The organism is Mucilaginibacter sp. GW822-FHT03E02 (assembly GCF_058801545.1).
Genome location: NZ_JBXANJ010000001.1, coordinates 2,390,927 through 2,412,882, shown reverse-complemented (window position 1 = coordinate 2,412,882; position 21,956 = coordinate 2,390,927). Strand labels below are relative to the sequence as shown.

The 21,956-nt window shown below is 41.0% G+C and carries 22 protein-coding genes and 1 tRNA gene; 17 read left to right on the top strand and 6 right to left on the bottom strand.

Annotated elements, in window-relative coordinates:
- The first annotated feature begins 105 nt into the window (after window positions 1-105).
- The 6 genes from AC1RM2_RS10180 (at window position 106) to AC1RM2_RS10155 (ending at window position 4,694) form a co-directional block, all read left to right on the top strand.
- Window positions 106-1,089, top strand: a complete 984-nt coding sequence (locus AC1RM2_RS10180; RefSeq protein WP_492984996.1) for a glycosyltransferase — start codon at window positions 106-108, stop codon at window positions 1,087-1,089.
- Between the two features lie 153 nt (window positions 1,090-1,242).
- Window positions 1,243-2,262 carry a UDP-N-acetylmuramate dehydrogenase gene (murB, locus tag AC1RM2_RS10175; protein ID WP_492984995.1) on the top strand — a complete coding sequence of 340 codons (1,020 nt, stop codon included), beginning with the start codon at window positions 1,243-1,245 and terminating at the stop codon, window positions 2,260-2,262.
- Between the two features lie 267 nt (window positions 2,263-2,529).
- On the top strand, window positions 2,530-3,066 hold the full coding sequence (locus tag AC1RM2_RS10170; RefSeq protein WP_090642614.1) for an RNA polymerase sigma factor: 537 nt from the start codon (window positions 2,530-2,532) through the stop codon (window positions 3,064-3,066).
- A 155-nt stretch (window positions 3,067-3,221) separates the two neighbouring features.
- Window positions 3,222-3,767 carry a hypothetical protein gene (locus tag AC1RM2_RS10165; RefSeq protein ID WP_492984994.1) on the top strand — a complete coding sequence of 182 codons (546 nt, stop codon included), beginning with the start codon at window positions 3,222-3,224 and terminating at the stop codon, window positions 3,765-3,767.
- Entirely contained in the window at window positions 3,764-4,447 is a 684-nt protein-coding gene (locus AC1RM2_RS10160; RefSeq protein ID WP_492984993.1) for a lycopene cyclase domain-containing protein, read from the top strand. Before AC1RM2_RS10165 ends, AC1RM2_RS10160 begins: the two co-directional genes overlap by 4 nt.
- Window positions 4,440-4,694: a cytochrome b5 domain-containing protein gene (locus AC1RM2_RS10155; protein WP_492984992.1), complete on the top strand. Its 255-nt coding sequence runs from the start codon at window positions 4,440-4,442 to the stop codon at window positions 4,692-4,694. Before AC1RM2_RS10160 ends, AC1RM2_RS10155 begins: the two co-directional genes overlap by 8 nt.
- A 146-nt stretch (window positions 4,695-4,840) precedes the next feature.
- Here the strand turns inward: AC1RM2_RS10155 and AC1RM2_RS10150 are convergent, their stop codons facing one another.
- Entirely contained in the window at window positions 4,841-5,755 is a 915-nt protein-coding gene (locus AC1RM2_RS10150; RefSeq protein WP_492984991.1) for a PfkB family carbohydrate kinase, read from the bottom strand.
- 86 nt (window positions 5,756-5,841) lie between these two features.
- On the opposite strand from AC1RM2_RS10150, the gene AC1RM2_RS10145 reads away from it, so the two are divergent.
- Window positions 5,842-5,918: transfer RNA gene (locus AC1RM2_RS10145), tRNA-Asn, on the top strand.
- Here AC1RM2_RS10145 and AC1RM2_RS10140 read toward each other — a convergent pair.
- The gene (locus AC1RM2_RS10140; RefSeq protein WP_492984990.1) at window positions 5,881-7,437 is read right to left on the bottom strand and encodes a recombinase family protein; all 1,557 of its coding nucleotides are present in this window, start codon (window positions 7,435-7,437) and stop codon (window positions 5,881-5,883) included. The genes AC1RM2_RS10145 and AC1RM2_RS10140 overlap by 38 nt on opposite strands.
- Window positions 7,438-8,108: 671 nt before the next feature.
- Between AC1RM2_RS10140 and AC1RM2_RS10135 the strand changes: the two genes are divergently transcribed.
- From AC1RM2_RS10135 to mobC, 4 genes are all read left to right on the top strand, one after another.
- Window positions 8,109-8,273, top strand: coding sequence for a hypothetical protein (locus tag AC1RM2_RS10135; protein WP_492984989.1), 165 nt, complete (start codon window positions 8,109-8,111; stop codon window positions 8,271-8,273).
- Window positions 8,274-8,452: 179 nt separating this feature from the next.
- Window positions 8,453-8,863, top strand: coding sequence for a mobilization protein (locus AC1RM2_RS10130; RefSeq protein WP_492984988.1), 411 nt, complete (start codon window positions 8,453-8,455; stop codon window positions 8,861-8,863).
- On the top strand, window positions 8,845-10,107 hold the full coding sequence (locus AC1RM2_RS10125) for a relaxase/mobilization nuclease domain-containing protein (RefSeq protein WP_492984987.1): 1,263 nt from the start codon (window positions 8,845-8,847) through the stop codon (window positions 10,105-10,107). Before AC1RM2_RS10130 ends, AC1RM2_RS10125 begins: the two co-directional genes overlap by 19 nt.
- Window positions 10,108-10,122: 15 nt before the next feature.
- Entirely contained in the window at window positions 10,123-12,297 is a 2,175-nt protein-coding gene (mobC, locus tag AC1RM2_RS10120; protein ID WP_492984986.1) for a conjugal transfer protein MobC, read from the top strand.
- Window positions 12,298-12,471: 174 nt separating this feature from the next.
- Here the strand turns inward: mobC and AC1RM2_RS10115 are convergent, their stop codons facing one another.
- From AC1RM2_RS10115 to AC1RM2_RS10105, 3 genes are all read right to left on the bottom strand, one after another.
- Window positions 12,472-12,606, bottom strand: coding sequence for a winged helix-turn-helix transcriptional regulator (locus AC1RM2_RS10115; protein WP_492988243.1), 135 nt, complete (start codon window positions 12,604-12,606; stop codon window positions 12,472-12,474).
- On the bottom strand, window positions 12,573-12,725 hold the full coding sequence (locus AC1RM2_RS10110) for a winged helix-turn-helix transcriptional regulator (RefSeq protein ID WP_492988242.1): 153 nt from the start codon (window positions 12,723-12,725) through the stop codon (window positions 12,573-12,575). Before AC1RM2_RS10110 ends, AC1RM2_RS10115 begins: the two co-directional genes overlap by 34 nt.
- 131 nt (window positions 12,726-12,856) lie before the next feature.
- Window positions 12,857-14,272, bottom strand: a complete 1,416-nt coding sequence (locus tag AC1RM2_RS10105; protein ID WP_492984985.1) for an aminotransferase-like domain-containing protein — start codon at window positions 14,270-14,272, stop codon at window positions 12,857-12,859.
- Between the two features lie 166 nt (window positions 14,273-14,438).
- On the opposite strand from AC1RM2_RS10105, the gene AC1RM2_RS10100 reads away from it, so the two are divergent.
- The 4 genes from AC1RM2_RS10100 to AC1RM2_RS10085 all read left to right on the top strand — a co-directional run bounded on the left by AC1RM2_RS10100 (window position 14,439) and on the right by AC1RM2_RS10085 (window position 17,892).
- Window positions 14,439-15,467, top strand: a complete 1,029-nt coding sequence (locus AC1RM2_RS10100; protein ID WP_492984984.1) for an NAD-dependent epimerase/dehydratase family protein — start codon at window positions 14,439-14,441, stop codon at window positions 15,465-15,467.
- A gap of 81 nt (window positions 15,468-15,548) precedes the next feature.
- A complete protein-coding gene (locus AC1RM2_RS10095; protein WP_492984983.1) occupies window positions 15,549-15,860 on the top strand; it encodes an EthD family reductase in 312 nt (103 codons plus the stop codon).
- A 209-nt stretch (window positions 15,861-16,069) separates the two neighbouring features.
- A complete protein-coding gene (locus AC1RM2_RS10090) occupies window positions 16,070-17,101 on the top strand; it encodes a zinc-dependent alcohol dehydrogenase family protein (protein WP_492984982.1) in 1,032 nt (343 codons plus the stop codon).
- A 167-nt stretch (window positions 17,102-17,268) separates the two neighbouring features.
- Window positions 17,269-17,892, top strand: coding sequence for a TetR/AcrR family transcriptional regulator (locus tag AC1RM2_RS10085; RefSeq protein WP_492984981.1), 624 nt, complete (start codon window positions 17,269-17,271; stop codon window positions 17,890-17,892).
- Between the two features lie 37 nt (window positions 17,893-17,929).
- Here AC1RM2_RS10085 and AC1RM2_RS10080 read toward each other — a convergent pair whose 3' ends face one another.
- Window positions 17,930-18,178: a helix-turn-helix domain-containing protein gene (locus tag AC1RM2_RS10080; RefSeq protein WP_492984980.1), complete on the bottom strand. Its 249-nt coding sequence runs from the start codon at window positions 18,176-18,178 to the stop codon at window positions 17,930-17,932.
- Window positions 18,179-18,546: 368 nt separating this feature from the next.
- Between AC1RM2_RS10080 and AC1RM2_RS10075 the strand changes: the two genes are divergently transcribed.
- Window positions 18,547-18,816, top strand: a complete 270-nt coding sequence (locus tag AC1RM2_RS10075; protein WP_492984979.1) for a hypothetical protein — start codon at window positions 18,547-18,549, stop codon at window positions 18,814-18,816.
- A gap of 128 nt (window positions 18,817-18,944) precedes the next feature.
- Window positions 18,945-21,953, top strand: a complete 3,009-nt coding sequence (locus AC1RM2_RS10070) for a SusC/RagA family TonB-linked outer membrane protein (protein ID WP_492984978.1) — start codon at window positions 18,945-18,947, stop codon at window positions 21,951-21,953.
- The last annotated feature ends 3 nt before the right edge of the window (window positions 21,954-21,956 follow it).

Genomic DNA, 21,956 nt, shown 5'->3' with positions numbered 1-21,956 from the left:
CTAAAATAGACCAATTGGTGAGACAATGGATGCGAAAAAAGCCGGATATCACTAAAATACAACAATCCGATTTAAATTCCGAAATTCGGGCGCTTGCTTTTTCAAATGAGGATATTAATAGTAAATAATACCCGGATCCCGGCGCCAAAATATGGCGGTACCGAACGTGTTATCTGGTGGCTGGGTAAAGCGCTTAGCCGCATGGGGCATACGGTAACCTATCTTGTTGCGCCCGGTTCAACCTGCCCTTTTGCCAAAGTATTGGTTTATGACCCTGCTGTTGACATTAACCTTCAGGTACCCGACGATGTAGATGTGGTACATTTTCACTTCCAGGTAAATGGGTTTAGCAAGAAACCCTATTTGGTTAATGTACATGATAATCCCGGCTTTGGGCAGCAGCTAAATCGAAACTCGGTATTTGTATCTGCCAACCAGGCATCGCGCTACGGCGGCGAAGCTTTTGTACACCACGGCCTCGACCCGGACGATTACCACAAGCCCGATCTATCAAAAAAACGGACACATGCCCATTTCCTGGCCAAAGCCGCCTGGAAGGTTAAAAACGTAAAAGGCGCTATTGATATAGCCACCCAAAGCGGCAATAAGCTGATTGTATTGGGTGGCACACGCCTCAATTTAAAAATGGGGTTGCGGTTTACACCAAACTTAAATGTAAGGTTTAAGGGCATGGTTAATAACGATGCAAAGGCGGCTGTGTTAAATACTTCCAGGGCATTGTTGTTCCCCGTATTATGGCACGAGCCTTTTGGCCTGGCTATTATTGAAAGCCTGTATTTTGGCTGCCCGGTATTGGGCACGCCCTACGGATCGCTGCCCGAACTGGTACCGGCCGAAGTTGGGCTGTTAAGTGACAGTAAAGCGGACCTGGTAAACGGACTTAAGGCGGTAAATCAATTTAGCAATCAGCATTGCTATGAATATGCCATGGATAACTTTATGGTACATACCATGGTACAAAAATATCTTAAGTTGTATGAGCGTGTTTTAAATGGCGGACAATTGAATTTAGGATTACCAACATTACAGGTTGCCAACACAGTAAAGTATTTGCCCTGGAATAAGTAGAATAGTTTTCCTTTTAATACCTGTTTAACCAAATCAATTAAAAATTCCGAAATTCGCCCTCAATAAATCCGACATCGAACATCCGACATCCGAAACGGTGAAACCCTCTTTAACGCCTTTGAAAAATAGACTAATTGTTAAAAATCAACCCCCATGCTGCAAATACAAGAAAACGTATCACTTAAAAATTTCAATACTTTCGGCATTGATGCCCAGGCGCGTTATTTTGTGGAAATAGCCCACCAGGATGATCTGGTTGAATTATTTGCCGACCCGCAATGGCAACAAACCGGGCGGTTGGTTTTGGGTGGCGGCAGCAATTTACTATTGGTTACAGATTTTGATGGCCTGGTTATCCGCATGAATATCCGGGGCATTGAACATCGCATCAGTCACAATGATGTATTTGTAGAGGCCGGCGGCGGCGAGGTATGGAACGATTTGGTTAATTTTTGCGTTGCCCGTGGGTATGCCGGGATTGAAAACCTGAGCCTGATTCCGGGTTCGGTTGGGGCATCACCCATTCAAAACATCGGTGCATATGGCGTAGAGCTTAAAGATGCATTTGTAAGCTGCAGGGCTTTTGAAGTTGCCACCGGTACATTTAAAACGTTTAGCAAAGCCGATTGTAAATTTGGCTATCGCGAAAGTGTTTTTAAAAGCGAGCTGAAAGGGCAATATATCATTGTATCGGTTAAATTCCATTTATCGCTTATCCCCAACATCAATACCCAGTACGGCGCAATAGGGCAGGAGCTGGCCAGCCGCGGCATTACATCGCCTACTATAAAAGAGGTATCGCAGGTAGTATCACATATCCGGGTATCTAAACTGCCCGATCCTACCACCATAGGCAATGCCGGTAGTTTCTTTAAAAACCCTGTAATTAGTCAGCACGAATTTGAAACTGTACACACTAAGTTCCCCGATGTAGTTAATTATCTGGCTGCCGATGGGCAGGTGAAATTAGCTGCCGGATGGCTTATAGAACAATGCGGCTGGAAGGGAAAAACCGTTGGCCACACCGGAACTTGGATGAACCAGGCGCTGGTATTGGTGAACCACGGCGGAGCCACCGGGACAGAAATTTACAACTTTTCGTCGCAAATTATAGACAGTGTGTACGCTAAATTTGGCGTTATGCTACAACGCGAGGTGAATATTATTAGTTAAGAAATTAAATTTTAACTAAACTTTCGATTTTGTTTTCATTTGTTTTCAATAAATTTTTTGCAGGAATATTCGTTTTAATATTCTGTGTGATGTTGATTTTTGCTGTGTTTAATAGTCTGATAAGCAGGTTGTTGTTTGTTGTTAAAGTGTAATAATTACACTTTTGTTTTGTTTGTTGATTTTAAGGCCCGAAGTGGTGTTTTGTGTTGTATTTAATACAGTACTGGCACTATGCTTGCCTAACTGTTAACACAAAACTTTAACAAAATGACAAAGATTGAGTTTAACACCCTTGTACTGCGCCAGGCAACTTCATTAAGATCATACGCCTTACATTTTACGCACGACGCAGACGATGCTAACGACCTTGTTCAGGATACAATGTTGAAGGCCATAACTTACTACAATAAGTTTAAAGAAGGTACCAATTTAAAAGGATGGTTATACACCATCATGAAAAATACGTTTATTAACAACTATCGCCGTTTTGTTAAGATGAGCACATTTGTTACCAAAAGCGACGAAATCTCTTCGCCAAACCTGGTATTCAGTTCAACAAAAAATCAAGGCGAAGCTAAATTCGTGATGGATGATATTAAAAGAGCTTTAGATAGGTTGCCCGGCGATTATTACGTGCCATTTACCATGTATTTTGAAGGACACAAATACCATGAAATTGCCGATCATTTAGAGATACCTATAGGTACTGTAAAAACACGTATTCACGTGGCACGCAAGCTATTGAAGAAAAACCTGAAAGCCTACGATAACGGTATTGCCAAACCCGTTTACGCCGAAAACTAAATTTATAAACTCAACCATATATAATAAAAAACCCGCTTATCAAAGGCGGGTTTTTTGTTTTGAAACATTATGGGTTTCAATTTGTACTTTTGACTAAGCCGTGGCAACCATCAGGCAACTGTTAACACCTTGCCACAACGGCCAAATTGCACCTCATGAACAACCGTATCTATTTTATTGCATCTATTATCCTGATGTTGCTGGTTACCCAACAAAGCCGGGCAGATGAGCCTAACCTGAGGCATATCCGAAATTTACTGGTAGTTTGCATGAACAGCAGCAAAACAACCGATTCGTTATATAAAAGCCTGGCGGTAATCAAGAATCCTACAGGAGTTATCAAAGCATACCTTGCCACCTTATCGGCATGTAAAGCGAAGCTCAGCTGGAACCCTTATATGAAGGTGAAACACCTGAATAACGCCGAGGCTACCTACAAAACAGCCGTAAGCGCCGATCCGCATAATATCGAGATCCGTTTTTTACGTTTTTCGGTTGAGCATAATGTACCTGGCTTTTTAGGTTTTAACAAAGATCTGGTTGCCGATCGTGACGAAATTATAACTCAGCTTGATAAAAAGAACTATGGTACCGGCGATAAGGATTTAACGATAGCCATCATCAAATTTCTGCTGAATTCCAAGCGCTGCACTCCCGCACAAAATGATAATCTGAACAAACATTTAGCCGAATTAAAGTGAAATACACTTATCTGACCATCAATATATTGACGGTATTTTTTCCGTTTGTATTATCGTTTGATAAAAAGGTGCATTTTTATAAAAGCTGGAAGTATATCTGGCCGGGCATGGCCATAACCGGCCTTTTCTTTTTGTTTTGGGATGTGCTGTTTACCATGAAAGGCGTATGGTCATTTAACCGGCAATATATTATCGGTGTTACAATCTGGGGTTTGCCATTAGAAGAAGTGCTTTTCTTTTTAACGGTGCCTTTTGCATGTATTTTTATTTATGCCTGCTTAAACTATTACATAAAATGGCAAATAGATACCCGGTTAACCAATATCATTAGTAGCCTGGTTGTTATGTTTTCTGTTTTGGGCCTTATTTTTTATTATAATAAAATTTATACTGCAATTACTTTTGGGCTTTTACTTGCATTGTTGTTGATGTTTCAATATGTAGTTAAAGTAGAGTGGTTTAGCCGGTTTTATTTAGCATATGTAGTTGCGCTAATCCCTTTTTATATCGTCAACGGAATTTTAACATCCATCCCGGTGGTTATGTACAACAATAGCCAAAACATGGGCAAAAGGGTAGGCACTATACCTATAGAAGATCACTTCTACCTAATGGCGTTGTTACTTATGAATATTGGCTTTTTTGAATACTTTAAAACAAGACGCAAAGCTAATGACTAACCTGCCCCAATATACCAAGTCACAACTGGCCCTGCGCAACGGGCAGGATAAACCCCAGATTTGGGTTGCCTATAAAGGCGTTATATACGATGTAACCGAAAGCCGCCTATGGCGCAATGGCAAACACTACGAACACTGGGCCGGCCAGGATTTGACCCCCGAGCTTGTTGATGCCCCACATACCGAAACGGTATTTGAAAAGTTTGAGAAAGTGGGTACGCTAAGTTCAAGCCCCCCAGCCCCCTGAAGAGGGAGCTAAAAAGCAAGGGGGGGGCTTTTTTGGAACAGCCCCCTTTTAATATGCAAATCTAAATCCTCTCCAAAGGAGAGGATTACTCACGTTATAATTATTTAAAAGGTGTTCGTGAGGGCTTTGCCGTTTAGGTGAGGCTTTTATATCTCAAACTTGGCCAATCCCACAAATTGATCTATGCGGGTGGCAATTTCTTCTTGTGTCAGGTTTCTTAATCTTTCAGATCCAAACTTCTCCACGCAGAATGATGCCAGGGCCGAGCCATAGATGATGGCGTTTTTCATGCTTTCGAAGCTCACGGTGCCTGCTTTGGCCATGTAGCCGATAAACCCGCCGGCAAAGGTATCGCCTGCGCCTGTGGGGTCAAAAACCTCTTCTAACGGAAGGGCAGGGGCGCTGAATATTTTATCCTCATGAAAAAGTAAGGCACCGTGCTCACCTTTTTTAATGATCAGGTACTTTGGGCCCATAGTTAAAATTTTACGGGCAGCCTTTACCAGCGAAAATTCGCCTGATAGCTGGCGGGCTTCCGCATCGTTGATGGTTAGTACATCTACCAGCTTCAACGTTTTCAGCAATTCATTCAATGCAATATCCATCCAAAAGTTCATGGTATCCATTACAATGAGTTTGGGGCGGTTTTTAAGACGTTCGATAACGCTTTGCTGTACCTGCGGCGATAAATTGCCCAGCATCAGGTATTCGCAGTCCTGGTATGATTCTGGAATTATCGGATCAAAATCGGCCAAAACGTTCAACTCCGTAACCAATGTATCACGGCTGTTCATGTCGTTATGATACCTGCCGCTCCAGAAAAACGATTTCTCGCCCTGTTTAATTTGAAGCCCTTCGGTATCTACATTGTGTTTGTTAAGGTCTTCAATCTCGCTTTGCGGAAAGTCATCGCCTACCACGGCAACGATATTTATATCATCAAAAAAGTAAGATGCGCCCAAACTTGCGAAGGTTGCCGACCCGCCGACGATTTTATCCGTCTTTCCGAAGGGGGTCTCAATTGCGTCAAATGCCACAGTACCAATAACTAACAAACTCATGGAAAATATTTTAAATTTTTTTTGCGCAAATATTGTGAAATTACCGCAGAAATTATACTTTTGCACCACTCCAAACGGAAAAATAGTCCTGAGTAGCTCAGCCGGTTAGAGCATCTGACTGTTAATCAGAGGGTCGCTGGTTCGAGCCCAGCCTCAGGAGCCACAATGGGCAAGCACGTTTTACGGTCGCTTGCCCATCTTTTTTTACCACGTAACGTACTGTTAATCTGATAGATAAGTTGAAACAAAAAGTCAACCTTGGCGGTTCGATGTTGCAAATTTTCAAACGTGAATTTTTCGGGGTACATCGAACCAATTACCTCTCTTTGAACGTAAGTATCAAAATTTGAGTAGATTACATCTATTTGTGTCAGCTTTGTAATTGCTTTATCTAATAAACGCTCTACCTCTGCGAGACTAATCACCGTAACAGGTGCCTCAGCAAGCTTAGCCTCTAAAACCGCTATTCGATGTTCACTTTCTGTTTTGATAGTTTTATAGTCAGAACCATCCAAATCTCCTGTTAATAATAATTCCCTCGCTTTTGTAATGCGATTGCTTAGTTCCGTTATCTCAACTATATAGTTGGTTTTGTTTTGAGTTTCCCCTTTTGTTGCATCTATGTAAGCATCCATTATCGCAATTTTAAAGACGTCCTTTGAATCTTCGTTGAGGACATACATTTTCAATTCATCAACAAATGCTTTGTTAACTTCTTCGGCTTTCTTGCGATAGCCACAAGCAGACGAGCAGTGGTAATAGTAATAATAGTTATTACGTCCTTTGGATGCACTCCCACATAAAATCCGGTTACATTGAGTACAATGTAAGAACCCTTTTAAAGGAAGCATATCAGGTGACATTATGGTTAATTTGATTTTTCGCTTCTTACCATCCAGGATATCCTGAACGTCGTAATACATGGTTTCAGTAATAAGCGGTTCATGTAAGCCCTTTACCAAATGGCAATCTTCATCTTTATATTTTTCTATAAAGATTTTACCACAGTAAATTGGGTTACGGATAGCCATAAGGAACCTGTTTTTATTGCACTTTAAACCCATAGCTTTAGCTTGCTTAAAGACTTGTTCGGTAGCATATTTCTCTAAAGCAATTTCGTTGAACGCCCACTGCATTATTTTAGCTTGTTTGCCATCGGGTTCGATATATTTTTTGCCGTCAAGGGCAGTGCGGTTAATATAGCCAACAGGGGCAAGTGAAGTCCAACGCCCTTCCTTCCTTGCCCGTCTCATACCAAAGAAAGTATTTAATCCGCGGCGGTCGTTTTCAATTTCTGGTGCGGTAAGATAAATGGCTAGCATCATTTTATTCTCGGGAACCGACATATCTAACGGTTGTTCGATGGCATGTGGTTCCACACCCAGCTTTTTGAGGGTGTTGATCATTTGATAGGCATCGGGAGCATTCCTGCTAAACCTATCCCATTTAGTGAATAAAATTAAATCGATTTTATTGCGATATTTTTTCAGGCCGATTAATAGCTTTTGCCATTCAGGTCGTAGGAAAGTTTTAGCAGAATAATCTTCAAAAATAACTTTGCGGATACTGATGTGATTTTGCTCGCAATAACGTTTTAATACCTCTTCCTGGCTGCGTTGGGAGTAGCCTTTATCTGCCTGCTCATCTGTACTTACCCGTATATATAAATCTGCAATTTTCATTATAAAAGATGGTGTTTTACTACCAATTTAGCTAAAAAATATAGCAAATCCAAGTACTTTTCCGCATCTTTTTCTGATAGTTTGATCCCTTTTTTATCGAATTTATCTATAATCATTTGCGGTGTTAAGCTTCTGGTTCCTTTATCAAGTGAGTCTATCATCATGCTTACCTTTTCGCCAATATTCTTTAAATAAAAGACCTGCATAAAAGGAATGCGAAGTACTACTTTAAAATAAAAGCCCTGTGTTAGCAGGGCTTTGGGGGCAATCGAAATGATTACTTCATTTTACTAAATAACCATTTCACAATTTTAACTACGTATTCCAAGAAGTTAAGAACACCTGAAATTAAACCTAATAGAACAAAAAATGAGGCCATGATATTTGTTCCCAATGTTTTTATCCTTCGATAGAAGGGGCATTAAGAGGTTTATGTATCATACCCCATGTCCGATTTTTTGTCAAATTGCCTTCATAGTCAGTTATTTTGAGGGAAAAGTGACTTTGCGCTATTAAAAACAGCGAATAAAAAGTTTTCCACATACTGATTACCCCATAAATTTCCACGATTTTGGCTATGAATGCTTTAAAGAAAATATTAAGGTACTACCCATTGTTCCTGTAGTCGGGGCCAAAAACGCCAGGACTTTTGCTTATCAAATTAGATAGCAATGGAAACCAACACCAACCTCAAAGGCCGCAAATTCAACGGCCAATATTACCCCAAGATCAAACGCATCAGGCAAGAGCCACGGCAAAAGATACGCCAACTATTAAGGTCATTTATTCCGCTCAACCAACCGGAAACTGACCGTCAACATTCCGGCCAAATTTGACCTCCTATAAACTCGATTAGCAACTATTAACCAAACTGCGCAGCAGTTTCGCAACGCCAGTTCTGCATTCGCCAGAATGCAGCAAGATGGATTTTCGTATACGAAAATCATCTTGCTGCCCTTACGGTCAGGACTTCGCTCGGAACTCGCGAAGTCTGGAACCCTCTTAAATGTACGCTATGCCACGTAAAAAATTGGATAATCCTCAAGACATATTAAGCCACCCCATCATTGTGCGGGTAACCGAAAAAGTCTTTAAACGCCTTGAAAAAATCCAACAGGAAAGCGGCTGCCAAAGCATTGGCGAAGTGGCACGAATGATATTATCCGGCGAACAAATAAATTGCTTTTATAAGGATGTGTCACTAAACGCGCCAATGGAAGAAATGGCACTCATAAGAAAGGAACTCAAAGCCATCGGTATCAATATTAACCAGCAAACCAAATTCTTTCACATGAGTAAGTCGGAAGCACAACGAGCATTTTTTACACTTAAAACAGCGGAGCTATATAAAAAGGTTGGCGGCAAGGTCGAGGAATTATTAAGCATCATTAACCGCTTAGCTGAAAAATGGTTGCGCGTTTCGTGAACGGTAAAAATATCCGGGGGATGCTGCATTACAACGAAAACAAGGTAGCAGCAGGTGAAGCCAGGTTATTATTGGCCAGCGGCTTTGCAGGTGATATTGACAAGTTCAGCCTTGAGCAAAAATTGCAACGCTTTGAGCATTTAACCATGCTGAATACGCGCGTTAAAACCAATGCAGTACACATTACCCTCAATTTTGATGAACAGGATAAGTTGAGCAATGAACAATTACAGCAGATTACTATGTCCTACATGGATAGGATTGGCTTTGGCGACCAACCTTATTTAGTCTATAAGCACAATGATGCCGCACATACCCATGTTCATATTGCGACCGTCAATATTCAACCGGACGGCAGCCGTATCGATACGCATGGTATTGGCTGGAAATTATCTGAACCCGCCCGTATAGCACTGGAAAAGGAATTTGGTTTGGTGGAAGCTAAAGGCAGGAAAAATAGCAACACGTTAACTATCAAGGCCGCTAATTTGGAGAAAGCCATCTATGGCAAAACACCTACTAAACAGACCATTACCAATATTGTTAACGCCGTCATCGCCACTTATAAGTTTACCTCACTGGCAGAATTTAACTCGATACTCAAGCAGTTTAACGTTATGGCCGACCGTGGCGGTGAAAATACGATGATGCGGGAAAAAGGCGGTTTGATCTATAACCTGATCAATGACAAAGGAGAACAAGTAGGCATACCCATCAAGGCCAGTGCCATTTATAATAAACCTACTTTGGCCAATTTGCAGGCAGCCTTTGAAAAGAATAGTGAAAAACGCAAGCAATACCGGGAACCGCTGAAAGAAAGCATTGAAAGGGTATTTAAACAATATAGTGCGATCACAAAAAACACATTCCTAACCGAACTGCAAAAGCAAAATATCCATGTGGCATTCCGTACCAATGACCAGGGCTATACTTATGGCATCACCTACATAGATAATCAAAACAAAACGGTATTCAACGGTAGCGATTTAGGCAAAGCATATAGCGCCAAAGCCATTTTAGACAGGTTCAGCGCCACGGATAAGCGGATAAAACCCTCATTACAAAAACAAAATAAGCAAGACATTTCACAACAACCCAAAACCTATCTAAAGGCACCTGAACAAACGAGTTATTTGTTGCAGGCATTAGCGAAATACCAGCCGGAAGCCGCACCAAGTACCCCACGCAAAAAGAAAAAAAGAAGATCAAACGAAAAGGAACAAGACCAGGGACTGGACTTATAATCAGGAGGAATTACCATGCACACGGGAGAAGATATACAGGGACTACGTAAGGTCGTGGATTTTACAAGGCTCATCAGCATTTTTATACTGGCCATACACTTTTATATTTGTTGTTACCAGGCATTCGCCCAATGGCATTGGACGGCAAATATTACAGACCGCATCATCGCCAATATTTCGAAAACCGGCTTATTTAATAATTGGTGGAAGCCAAAGCTGGCAGCACTGCTTTGCCTGACTATCTCATTGGTTGGCGTAAAGGGGAAAAAGAACGAAAAGATTAATTATAAAAGTATAACTGCTTACCTACTTAGCGGGCTGCTTATCTACTGGATTGCCATATTATGTTTTTACCTGCATATAGCTTTAGCGTGGATTGCTATTGCTTATATGGTATTGACAGGCATTGGCTATTTATTAATGCTTACCGGCGGCACCTGGTTATCGCGAATCCTTAAAGAAAAACTGAACAAGGATATTTTCAACAGCGAGAATGAAACCTTTCCACAGGAAGAAAGGAAACTGGAAAACGAGTATTCCATCAACCTACCTGCTAAATACAATCTTAGAGGTAAAGTAAGGGATAGCTGGATCAACTATATTAATCCATTTCGCGGCCTCTTGGTGTCGGGTAGTCCGGGCGCGGGAAAATCGTACTTCGTGATTCGTCATATCATAGACCAGCATATTAAAAAGGGCTTTTCAATGTTCCTTTATGATTTTAAGTATGATGATCTTTCCAAAATCGCCTATAATAAGCTGTTGCACTATAAGGATAATTACAACATTAAACCGGCCTTTTATGTCATTAATTTCGACGATCTGAACCATAGCCACCGTTGTAACCCGCTTGACCCGCAAAACATGAACGACATAACGGATGCGACTGAAGCATCACGAACCATTATGTTAGGCTTAAATCGCGAGTGGATAAAAAAGCAGGGGGATTTCTTTGTCGAAAGTCCCATTAATTTTTTAACAGCTATTATTTGGTACTTGCGCAAATATGAGGATGGTAAATATTGTACGTTGCCGCACGTCATTGAACTAATGCAGGCGGATTATGACCGCTTGTTCGCCGTATTATTAAAGCAACCGGAAATAACAGCGCTCATTAATCCCTTTATATCCGCTTATAACAACAATGCTAAAGCGCAATTAGAGGGACAAGTAGCCAGCGCTAAGATCGGTTTGGCAAGATTAGCTTCACCACAATTGTATTATGTGCTATCCGGCAACGATTTCTCTTTAGATGTCAATAACCCTAATGAGCCGAAGATTATTTGTGTGGGCAATAACCCGCAAAAACTGCAAATCTATGGCGCAGTTTTATCCTTGTACATCTCCCGCATGATCAAGCTGGTTAATCGCAAGGGCCAGCTAAAAAGCAGCCTCATTTTTGACGAGTTTCCAACCATATTTTTTAACAACATGGACAGCCTGATAGCGACGGCACGTTCCAATAAAGTTGCGACAACGTTGGCAGTTCAGGATTTTAGCCAATTGAAAAAAGATTACGGCGCGGAACAGGCCGATGTGATTACGGGTATTGTTGGCAATATCATTAGTGGGCAGGTAACAGGTGATACGGCCAAAACCTTAGCGGATAATTTCGGTAAGATCGTGCAGGATAAAAATAGCCTGACCATAAACAGCGGCGATACTTCTTTCTCTAAAGCTACCCAACTCGATTATGCAATTCCGGCTTCCAAGATCGCGGCACTGTCATCGGGTGAGTTTGTCGGGATGGTAGCAGACAACCCTGAGCAGAAGATCGCACTTAAAATGTTTCATAGTGCTATCCAGAATGACCACGAAGCAATGGCCAAAGAAGAAGCGGCCTTTAAACCTATCCCCGTGGTTAATCATGTGAGTGAGGAAACTGTAACAGAAAGTTACAGCCAGATAAAGGACGAAATAGCTGAATTATTCAAGACCGAATTGGCATCACTGGATAAGGATAATGAACCAGTAATGCTGAAAACAGGATTAACGGTGAATATTCCCAAACCGAGAGAAAAGCCGTTGAGCAAAAAGCAGCAATGGCAAACGAATAACCGGCATTGTAAGAGGGAACCGGCAAGATTGAGAAAAATTAAAAAATCCGATGACGATAAGGCATCGGCCAATGACGGAAAAACTCAATTGAAAGTCAAGAATAATGATATGGAACAGGCAATGTCGATGTAATGTTATCTATGGGATTTAAAAACATTATTTCACTATGGCGATTAATTCTTCTATTGCTCTAAAAGATATCGAAGCTATCGACAAGATAACTGAAAGTAGAAAAGTCTGTTTATATAGCTTGCCAATTATTATTCAAACCTAAGCCTGTCCACTATTTCTTACCGATATATTCGTTCAATGCTGCAATCCCCATTCCAGCATCACGTCCAATACCTCCCGGAATGCATATCTCGACTTCGTTAACTCATATTCAACTGTAATTGGGATAGTGTCATTTACGGTTCTTGTAACCATTCCATTCGATTCCAGGTCCCTTTATTCCTTAGACAACGGGGATTTATTTTAGGAATGCCCTTCTCTAACTCGCCATAACGCTTTTTACCAAAGATCAATGAGGATATAATTGCCGCCTTCCACTTTCCATTAATGACATAATTAACGGAATATGGAAATTAAAGAATAAGCTATGTAACGTATTCAGGACGACACATTCATTTGTTGTTTAGGGTAGTGTAACTTAAGTTACTACTATCAAACGTACAATGAGTGCGTCTAAGCATCAAAGGGTTCGAATAATCTTTGCAAGTTCTTTAATTGCTTTTTCTATTGAATTGCTCCATAGTGGGCAATAGTTAATTCTGATGTAATGATGGAAGAAATCTGAAGTGGAAAAGATATGCCCAGGACAAATGCCAATGCCTTTTTGTAGTGCTGCCTTTTGTAACGAAAAAGCATTTATCTCAGGAGGGAGTTCAATCCAAATACTTAAGCCACCCTGGGGAATAGATATCCTTGTCCCGTTGGGGAAATTTGCAGAGATACTACTGATGTATTTGAGCATCTGTGTTTGAAGTGCTATCCGCATTTTACGGATGTGTTTATCATACTGGCCGCTTTCCAGGTATTTTCCTATTGCATCCTGAAAAATGCCGGTGGTTGAAATATTTGAACCATACTTCAATTTCTCAATAGCCTTATGGTATTTCCCTGCGGATACCCAACCGACACGAAACCCAGGTGCCAGTGTTTTTGAAAAAGAGGAACAATAAAGCACATTGTCATATTGATCATATGCTTTAGCAGGCAGACTACCACTTTGATAATTGAGCTCTCCCAATGCATTGTCTTCTATCAGTGGTATATTCATCTGGCCCAATAGATGAACCAGCTCTATCTTATTTGCTTCCGGCATGACGCTCCCGGTTGGATTATGGCAGGAGGGCATAAAAATACAGGTAGCCACTTTATTTCTTTTCAATCCTTCCTTCAGATCATCCAGGCACAGGCCTGTTTGCGGGTTGACACCGATTTCCAGTGCTTGTAAGCCTCTTTTTTCAAGGCTTTGCAATATGCCATGGTAAGTCGGCGATTCCACAGCAACGATATCACCTGGTTTTGTAACAGCATCAAGGCAAAGATTCACAGCCTCCATGCATCCATTGGTAACCAATATTTCGCGCTGGTCTATACTATGTGGCCAGTCAAATGTTTTTATGGCGATCTGTTTCAACAATCGTGGATGCCCGTCTACCAATGGATATTGATAATTGTCATTCCTTGTTTCATACAAAGAGCCGGTCACGAGCTTATTCAGCTTGGTGATCGGCAGATGTTCATTGACAGGAGCCAGAATGGAGAAGTTGATAATGCCGTTTTCTTTTGCATTTTTCATCATCGCAGTTGCCATTGCCGTAATGTCAACCGTAGCCGGAAGCGCCAGACTATGCTTTGGTTGAGATAGATTCAATTGGCCGGGAGGCATGTTTACGAAATAACCGGACTTAGCCTTGGAGTATATTAATCCCTTGGCCTCCAATATGGCGAAGGCCTGGAAAACGGTATTCAGGCTTACATTAAGCTCCTGGCTAACCTTCCGTACAGATGCAATTTTTTCGCCCGGTTGTAATTGAAGGTTCTTAATGCGTTCTTCTATTTTAAAAGCGACGTCTTCGTATCGGAAAATTTTCCCCGCCATTGTAGTATTGTAAATTACAAGCAAAGGTAAGCAACGATCTGTGAATACTTATCTGATCTCATTTTTTTTATAAAATCTGTACCTGTTTTCTTATTTCAAATTACACCAATTTTGGGGAAAAGAATTATTGCCTTACAGGGTAAATAATTGTTGCATAAAAGAAAATATGAGTAACATAATAATAAAGCCTGAAATTTTCATTACAGGCGGCACCGGATATATAGGTGGCACCTTTCTTCATTTGATGCTAACGCGGAATTACCTAAAAGACTTCAAAATTTCCGCGCTCGTTCGTCATCCCGAAGATGCCATTAAGATGCGGGAATTAGGCATCGAACCTGTTCACGGAACTTTGAATGACTTTGAACTATTAAAAAAGAAATCCTCGGAAGCCAGTATTGTTTTCAATACAGCGAACTGTGATCATCAGCAAAGTGCTGTAGCTATTATCGAAGGGCTTAAAGAACGCTCAAAACAAACCGGACAACGACCAGTGCTTATTCATACGTCAGGCGCAGGGGTATTATCTGAAAATTCAAACGGACTTGGTGGATCTCTTGTAGATGACCCAACCGCAACTATCTGGGATGATACCGACTTTGAGGCTCATGCAGCTATTCCTTCATTTGCTCCTCATCGTCATGTAGATATTGAAGTTTTCGCTGCCGCCCAAACAGGATTAGTAAAAACATATCTCGTGGTACCGCCTACTGTTTTTGGTAAAGGACTTGGTCCATTTTCGGAGCCACGTATGTCCATCCAGATACCAAGGCTTGTGTATCATTCGCTGATGAGCAGAATAGTAATGTATGTGGGCAAAGGAGACAATCAATGGACTAATATTCATGTGGTTGATTTGGCCGAACTGTACCTTTTGATACTCGACGCGGCATTAAAAGATATGGCACCCGAAGGATTGAAAGGTATATATTACCCTGCAAACGAATATTTTGTCTGGTCTGACGTTGCCCGCCGGATAGCTGAATTGCTTTGTGTGAGAAAGTTTATGGTGAGCCCTGTCGCAACAACAGGCTTACAGCAAGGATGGTTTTGGGGCAGTAATGTCAGAATGAAATGTTCAAATGGAGAGCTACTTGGATGGCAACCAAAAAACGGCGGCACAAAAGAAATGTTAGCACTTGTAGACTGGGATATAGAATTGATGCTAAAGTTTCTGTCTGTAAATAAGAATTAAAAACGCACCAAAAATGGGTTGTAATAACCTAAAATACAAGTCTAATCCTAATTCAACTGCATAAATTAAATTAAAAAAGCAATGATCAAATTAATCGCTTATTACAAAAACCTGGAAGATAAAAAGTTCAACCAGGATTACTATTTAAACAGCCATATCCCGATGATTAAAAGGTTAACTGGAGATGCCCTGAAGCAGGTTTCGGTAGACAGGGGGCTTTTTGGTGGACAGCCTGGTTCAAAACCATTTTATCTGATTGTAGCGCACTTATATTTTGAGGATATGGATGCATTTCAAAATTCATTAGTGCCACATTTTCAGGAGATAATGAGTGATGTGCCTAACTATACGGACATAGAACCCGTGTTTCAAATCAGTGAAGTATTGAAATAATTATGAAAGTCGGTTTAGCATTTTTAGTGATCGCGCGCTGTTTCTGGGTTCCGCAACCTCCGCATCGGCACAAACAATCCCAATTAAAAAGAGAATGGTTCAATTAACCGCATTTTATCTCAATGGTGAAGGCAACCCGATTATCCTACAAAGTCAAATAAATTTAAAATAGATAGCTCATAAATATGCTATCGTAAATCAAGTTAGAAATGTCAGATAAAAAAACAGCGATGAAGGCATGGCAGTTACATGCATTTAGCCTTAAGAACTTAACATTGGACAATGTAACAATACCTACGCCGAAAGCTCATGAAATTTTGATTAAGGTAGGAGCAGTTTCGTTGAATTTCAGGGATAAGGCTATAACAGACGGTATCTATAACCCGGAAATGGTTCCGACCCCGTTAATACCCGTTTCTGATGCAGCCGGCACTGTAGTAGCTGTTGGCTCGGATGTATCCAAATTCAAAATTGGAGACCGCGTAATTTCACACCTGTATGCTCATTGGCTTGACGGAGCTCCGACCCCTGATGAACAAAACTATTCTGTTGGTTCTCCACTACCGGGTGGCTTGGCTGAATATATGATATTGGAAGCTGACTCAGTTGTTTTAACACCGAATTCATTGACAGACGAAGAGGCGTCTACACTACCAATCGCCGCGCTTACGGCCTGGTTTTCTTTGGTTACCTATGGCGACTTAAAACGGGGGGAAACTGTCGTTGTTCAGGGCACTGGAGGTGTTTCTATTTTCGGCTTGCAAATTGCACATGCTTTAGGCGCACGAGTTATAGTGACAACCAGTAGCGATGATAAAGGACAAAGGGCCAAAGAGTTAGGGGCTGATGAAGTCATTAATTATATAAATACTCCAGATTGGGCGGCTGAGGTTAAACGCTTAACTAACGGGCTGGGTGCTGACCATTTGCTCGAAGTCGTTGGTGGAGAAGGGCTAAATAATTCAGTTGAGGCTACCAAAGTTGCAGGACAGATCTCTGTGATCGGATTTCTTGCTGGTCAGACAACCAATTTAAACCTGATGCCGGTAATCTTTAAGCAAACGAGGATTCAAGGAATTTGTGTTGGTCATTTAAGCGCTTTTAAAGAAATGAACAAGGCTTTTGATCAATATCAAATTAAACCGGTAATAGAGAAGGTATATCCATTCGAACAAGCGATTGAAGCATATGAGCATTTGGCAAAGGGTGCCTTCGGTAAGATCGTTATAAAAATCTCATAATCAGAAACAAGTGATATATGGTTTTTCCATAATATAATCTATGCTATGGAAAAATCATTTTCACTTTTAGAGCAGATACTTGATGTCTCTTAGTTTACCATATATGTTGAAGATGTAGATCAAAACATAATGATACCGTGTTACCGGAAAATCTAATCTGCAAGTAGATGAAAGATCGAGATCGCACAAAACAGAAAATAATCAATGCTGTCGGGGAAATATTTAAAACCGAAGGTCGTAATGGATTGAAAATTGCGCGGATTGCTAAGAAGGCCGAAGTTGACAGAAGCCTGATTTACCAATACTTTACCAAAAACATCGACACATTGCTGGAGGCTTATATTATCCAACGTGATTATTGGATAAAATTCGCGGAAAAAATCAAGGAAGATGTCAGCAAAAGCAACCATGAAACCAGTAAGGATTTGATCATTGATATTCTTCAAAAACAATGGCAATATTTTGCATCCGATACAGAAATGCAGCAATTGATCCTATGGGAGTTGTCGGGTAATAGTGCATTAATGAGAAGCATACATAATGCCAGGGAATTACAAGGACAGGCTGTTCTTGAACTGGCGGAGGAACACTTTAGCGGAACCAATATCAAGTTTAAGCCAATTGCCACACTTCTTTTAAGTGGGATTTATTATGCCAATCTTCATACCAAGTACAATGGTAATATTATTTGTGGCATGGATGTAAAAAGTGCAGAAGGCCAAAAAGACATTCTGGATGCCATCCGTCAATTAGTAGATTGGGCTTATCAGGAAGCTAATACAAGTAAATAGCGGCGCATTATGTCGCGTTAATATTAGTGACTATATACTATTTTATTGTCGATTTTTCTGGAAGGAAATCTCTTGGAGACAAACCAAAATGATCAGCTAATTTATCGATGTGGCTCAAGTTATATTTCGCTCGATTCTTAGCACTTTCCACATTAGTGATAAAAGTTCTCTTTACCCCTAAAATTGTAGCAATATCTTCTTGATCAAGCTTGTTGGTGCTCCTAAGTTTTCTAACATAGTCTATCACATATTGCTCGATTGCACTAATATTTACTCGGTCATCCATCTGACCTAAATAAATTAATAAAAAAAATTAAAAATGACATACATGTATGTCATTTTTATTATATTAGCGTTTTATTAAGATAGTGTTGATTTAGATATACTTTTGCAGTACTTCTGTATATTTTTTTATAAGCACTGCTTACGAGCCTCGCCGCGAAATCTGGTAAATTAATCTGCGAGTGTAAGTGTGGCTTCCGTTCCCTATACTTGTGATAGGGTCGGAGCTCGCTTATGTCATTGTAGATTGCTATTCGAAAGAATAGTTGGCTTACCAGAGCCGCGCGACATTGACAGGTGAGTTTCCGGCCCTATTATATTACAGGGACATTCTACTCATCCAAAATTCAGGCTCCATATTGAAACAAACGTATGGCAGCACAACTAACCAGCAACCAACAAGAACTGATATTTTATCGAGATATCGTCCAAGCCTTCTTGAAAAAACATTACCCGGAATTGGATACCAGAAAATTCTGGAAATGGGCTGTTTTTACCCTGACCGGGCAGCCTAAGACTATAGATGGATTAAACGCCAATGAAATCGCCGCTTTCTTAAGTCAGTTAGAAAGCCTCGGTAAAATGCTATTCGATCCAATCTATTTAATGGCCGCCTTAAAAAGAGAATCAGATCATGCTTAATTATGCTGTCCATTCCTGGTTTCTGCTAATCTGTCCGCCGGAATAAATAATGTCCTGCCCAAAAACTTTATGCGCTATCCAGCATAATGGTAATTTCCAATAATCTCATTTAAATCTTTAAAATCCACATGAAAAAAACTATATTATATATAGTCATGGCAGCGCTTTGCCCTTTTTTTAAGGCAAGTGGCCAAGTTAACAGAAATAGTCAAGCACAGGGATTCACTGTAAGCGGTAAGGTCACCGATGAATCTGGCGAGCCCTTGCTGGGTGCAACAATACAATTGAAAAACACTTTACAGGGCGTAGTTATCGGTAAAGATGGAGCATTTACTCTTGGCCCGGTTCCTGTCAATGGTGTACTGGTCATCAGTTTCGTCGGTTTTCAGACAATTGAAATCCAGGTTAGAGAGGCAATAAAAGAACGATTGCTTATACATTTAAAAAACAATCCCGGCTCTCTCGACGAAATTCAGGTTATTGGCTATGGTAAAACCAGCAAGCGCTTTAATACGGGTAGCGTATCCACCATTCACGCGGCAGATATTGAAGAACAACCTGTAACTAATGTACTTTCCGCTTTATCCGGCAGGGCTTCTGGCGTATTTGTACAGACTACCAATGGTTTACCCGGTGGAAATATCAATATCCAGATACGCGGAAAAGGTTCAATAACTGCCGGAACAAATCCGCTGTATATTATTGACGGGGTTCCGTTTAGCTCAACCGTTGGCGCGTTAACCAACTCCAGCCTGCTTTCCACAGCTATCAACGGAGCTATAAGTCCATTCAATAGCCTGAACCCCGAAGACATAGAATCCATCAGCATTTTGAAAGATGCGGATGCTACGGCCATATATGGTAGCCGTGGCTCAAACGGCGTTGTTCTAATCACTACGAAAAAGGGAAAATCAGGCAAAACAAAGATAGATTTTAGCATTGGCGAAGGAATTAACCAAGTGACGGGCTTACCCCGACTTCTCAATTTTCAGCAATATCAGCAGATTAGTAAGGAAGCCTATGCAAATGACGGTCTTACCCCCTCACCAGATCCTAATTCGAGTAGCTACGCACCGCAATTGACAACCTGGAGCAATGTATCTCCTGTGAATTGGACTAAATATCTGTTGGGAGGAACGGGGCACGTAACCAATACCCAAGCTACACTATCTGGAGGGAACGAAAGTACCCGGTTTACGACCGGGATAAATTACCGGTCAGAAAGCACCTACCTACCGGGGGATAATCACTATCAGAGAGGCGGCATCTTTGTCAACATTCAGCATACTTCGGAAAATAAAAAATTCTATTTCCAGTTTTCCAATACGCTGAATATGGATCGGAATACCTTGATCAATCCCTCGGGAAATGTCGTCTACGATATTTTACTACCGCCCAATTACCCGGTTCGTGATTCCACAGGTAATTATAATTGGTATGCCGGTTCAAACCCTGTTGCGGAGATCAATGCCACAGCTAAAAGCAATACCTCTAATATTATTAGTAACGTACTTATGCGCTATACACTTTCGAAAAACCTGAACATTAGTCTGAGCACTGGATATAACCAGATCGATGTTAATCAGGTACAGCAATTCCCAACTGTTTCTCTGTATCCTGGCTCATTGAATTATGCCAATTTTGGAAAAAACTCCAACTGGTCATTTATTATTGAGCCACAAGTTGACTATGTGCATCATTTCAAATCCGCCACCTTAAACCTGTTGGCCGGGGGGACTTATCAGAATAGCACCGCAGAAGGAGAAGTGATACAAGCAAATAATTTCAGTAATGAGGCTCTGATGCAGGATTTAGGTTCGGCAGGCACTTATATAGCGTCCAATTCTTATACCCAATATAAATATGCTTCCGTTTTTGGTAGGGCTACTTATAACTGGAAGCAAAAATATATTATAAATACTTCTGTCCGGCAGGATGCATCCTCTAAATTCGGGCCGGGTAATCGGGTAGGTACTTTCGGTGCGATAGGTGCGGCTTGGTTATGGGGTGATGAAGATATTATAAAAAATCATTTGCCTCTCATTAGCTATGGCAAGCTGCGTTCAAGCTACGGCCTTACAGGTAACGATCAGATCATCGATTACCAGTATCTATCTACCTATAGTAGTTCGGGGTACGTCTATCAGGATATATCCGGACTAAAACCCTCAAGGATCGCCAATTCTGATTTTCATTGGGAAACGACTAAGAAACTGGAGCTCGCATTGGAACTTGGCTTTTTTAAAAATCGGATACTATTCAATGTAAACCTGTACCAAAGCCAAAGCAAAGATCAACTGGTAGCCTATACAATCCCATCTATTACCGGGTTTACCAGTTACCAGGCTAATTTGCCTGCAGTGGTTAAAAACACCGGGTGGGAGTTGGAATTGAAAACCATCAATTTAAAGGATGGTTATTTCACATGGTCGACTAATCTGAACTTGACGATACCCAAAAATGTGTTGCAAAGCTTTACTAACCTGGCTGCATCAAGTTATGCTAATACGCTAGTCATCGGGGAAGATATCAACCGCGTTTATGGTTATCAGCTTGAAGGACTTGACAACACTGGGTTGCCGCTATACCGCACAAAAACAGGATCACTAAGCAATAGCCCAAACTCCGCGACGGACGCCTACTTTACTATCGGGAAGCGAACCCCTGATTTTTATGGCGGTATCGGTAATACCTTTAGCCTCAATAACTGGAGCCTTGACGTGCTTGGACAGTTTGCCAAACAAATGGCTGTAGGGAACCTGACCTATGTACCCGGAGCGCAGGGATTTAACAACTATGTAATTACGGTGAATCGCTGGATACCAACCAATCAGGAGACTGATATTCCTAAAGCGTCTGCTAGTAATGATTTTCATTACTACCGCTCATCTGCTAACTACTTTGATGCCTCTTATTTCAGGATAAAAAATATCGTTTTGAGTTATTCGCTTCCAAAAACATGGTTGAAGAAAATGAGCATGGAGCATGCCCGACTTTTCTTTGAGGGGCAGAACTTGTTCACTTTCTGGAAAAGAAATAATCCTCTGCTTGACCCAGAATCCGGAACTTTCAATAGTACTTCAGTTAATATGCCGCCGATAAAAATATTCCTTATCGGCATTCAAACCACTTTTTAATGA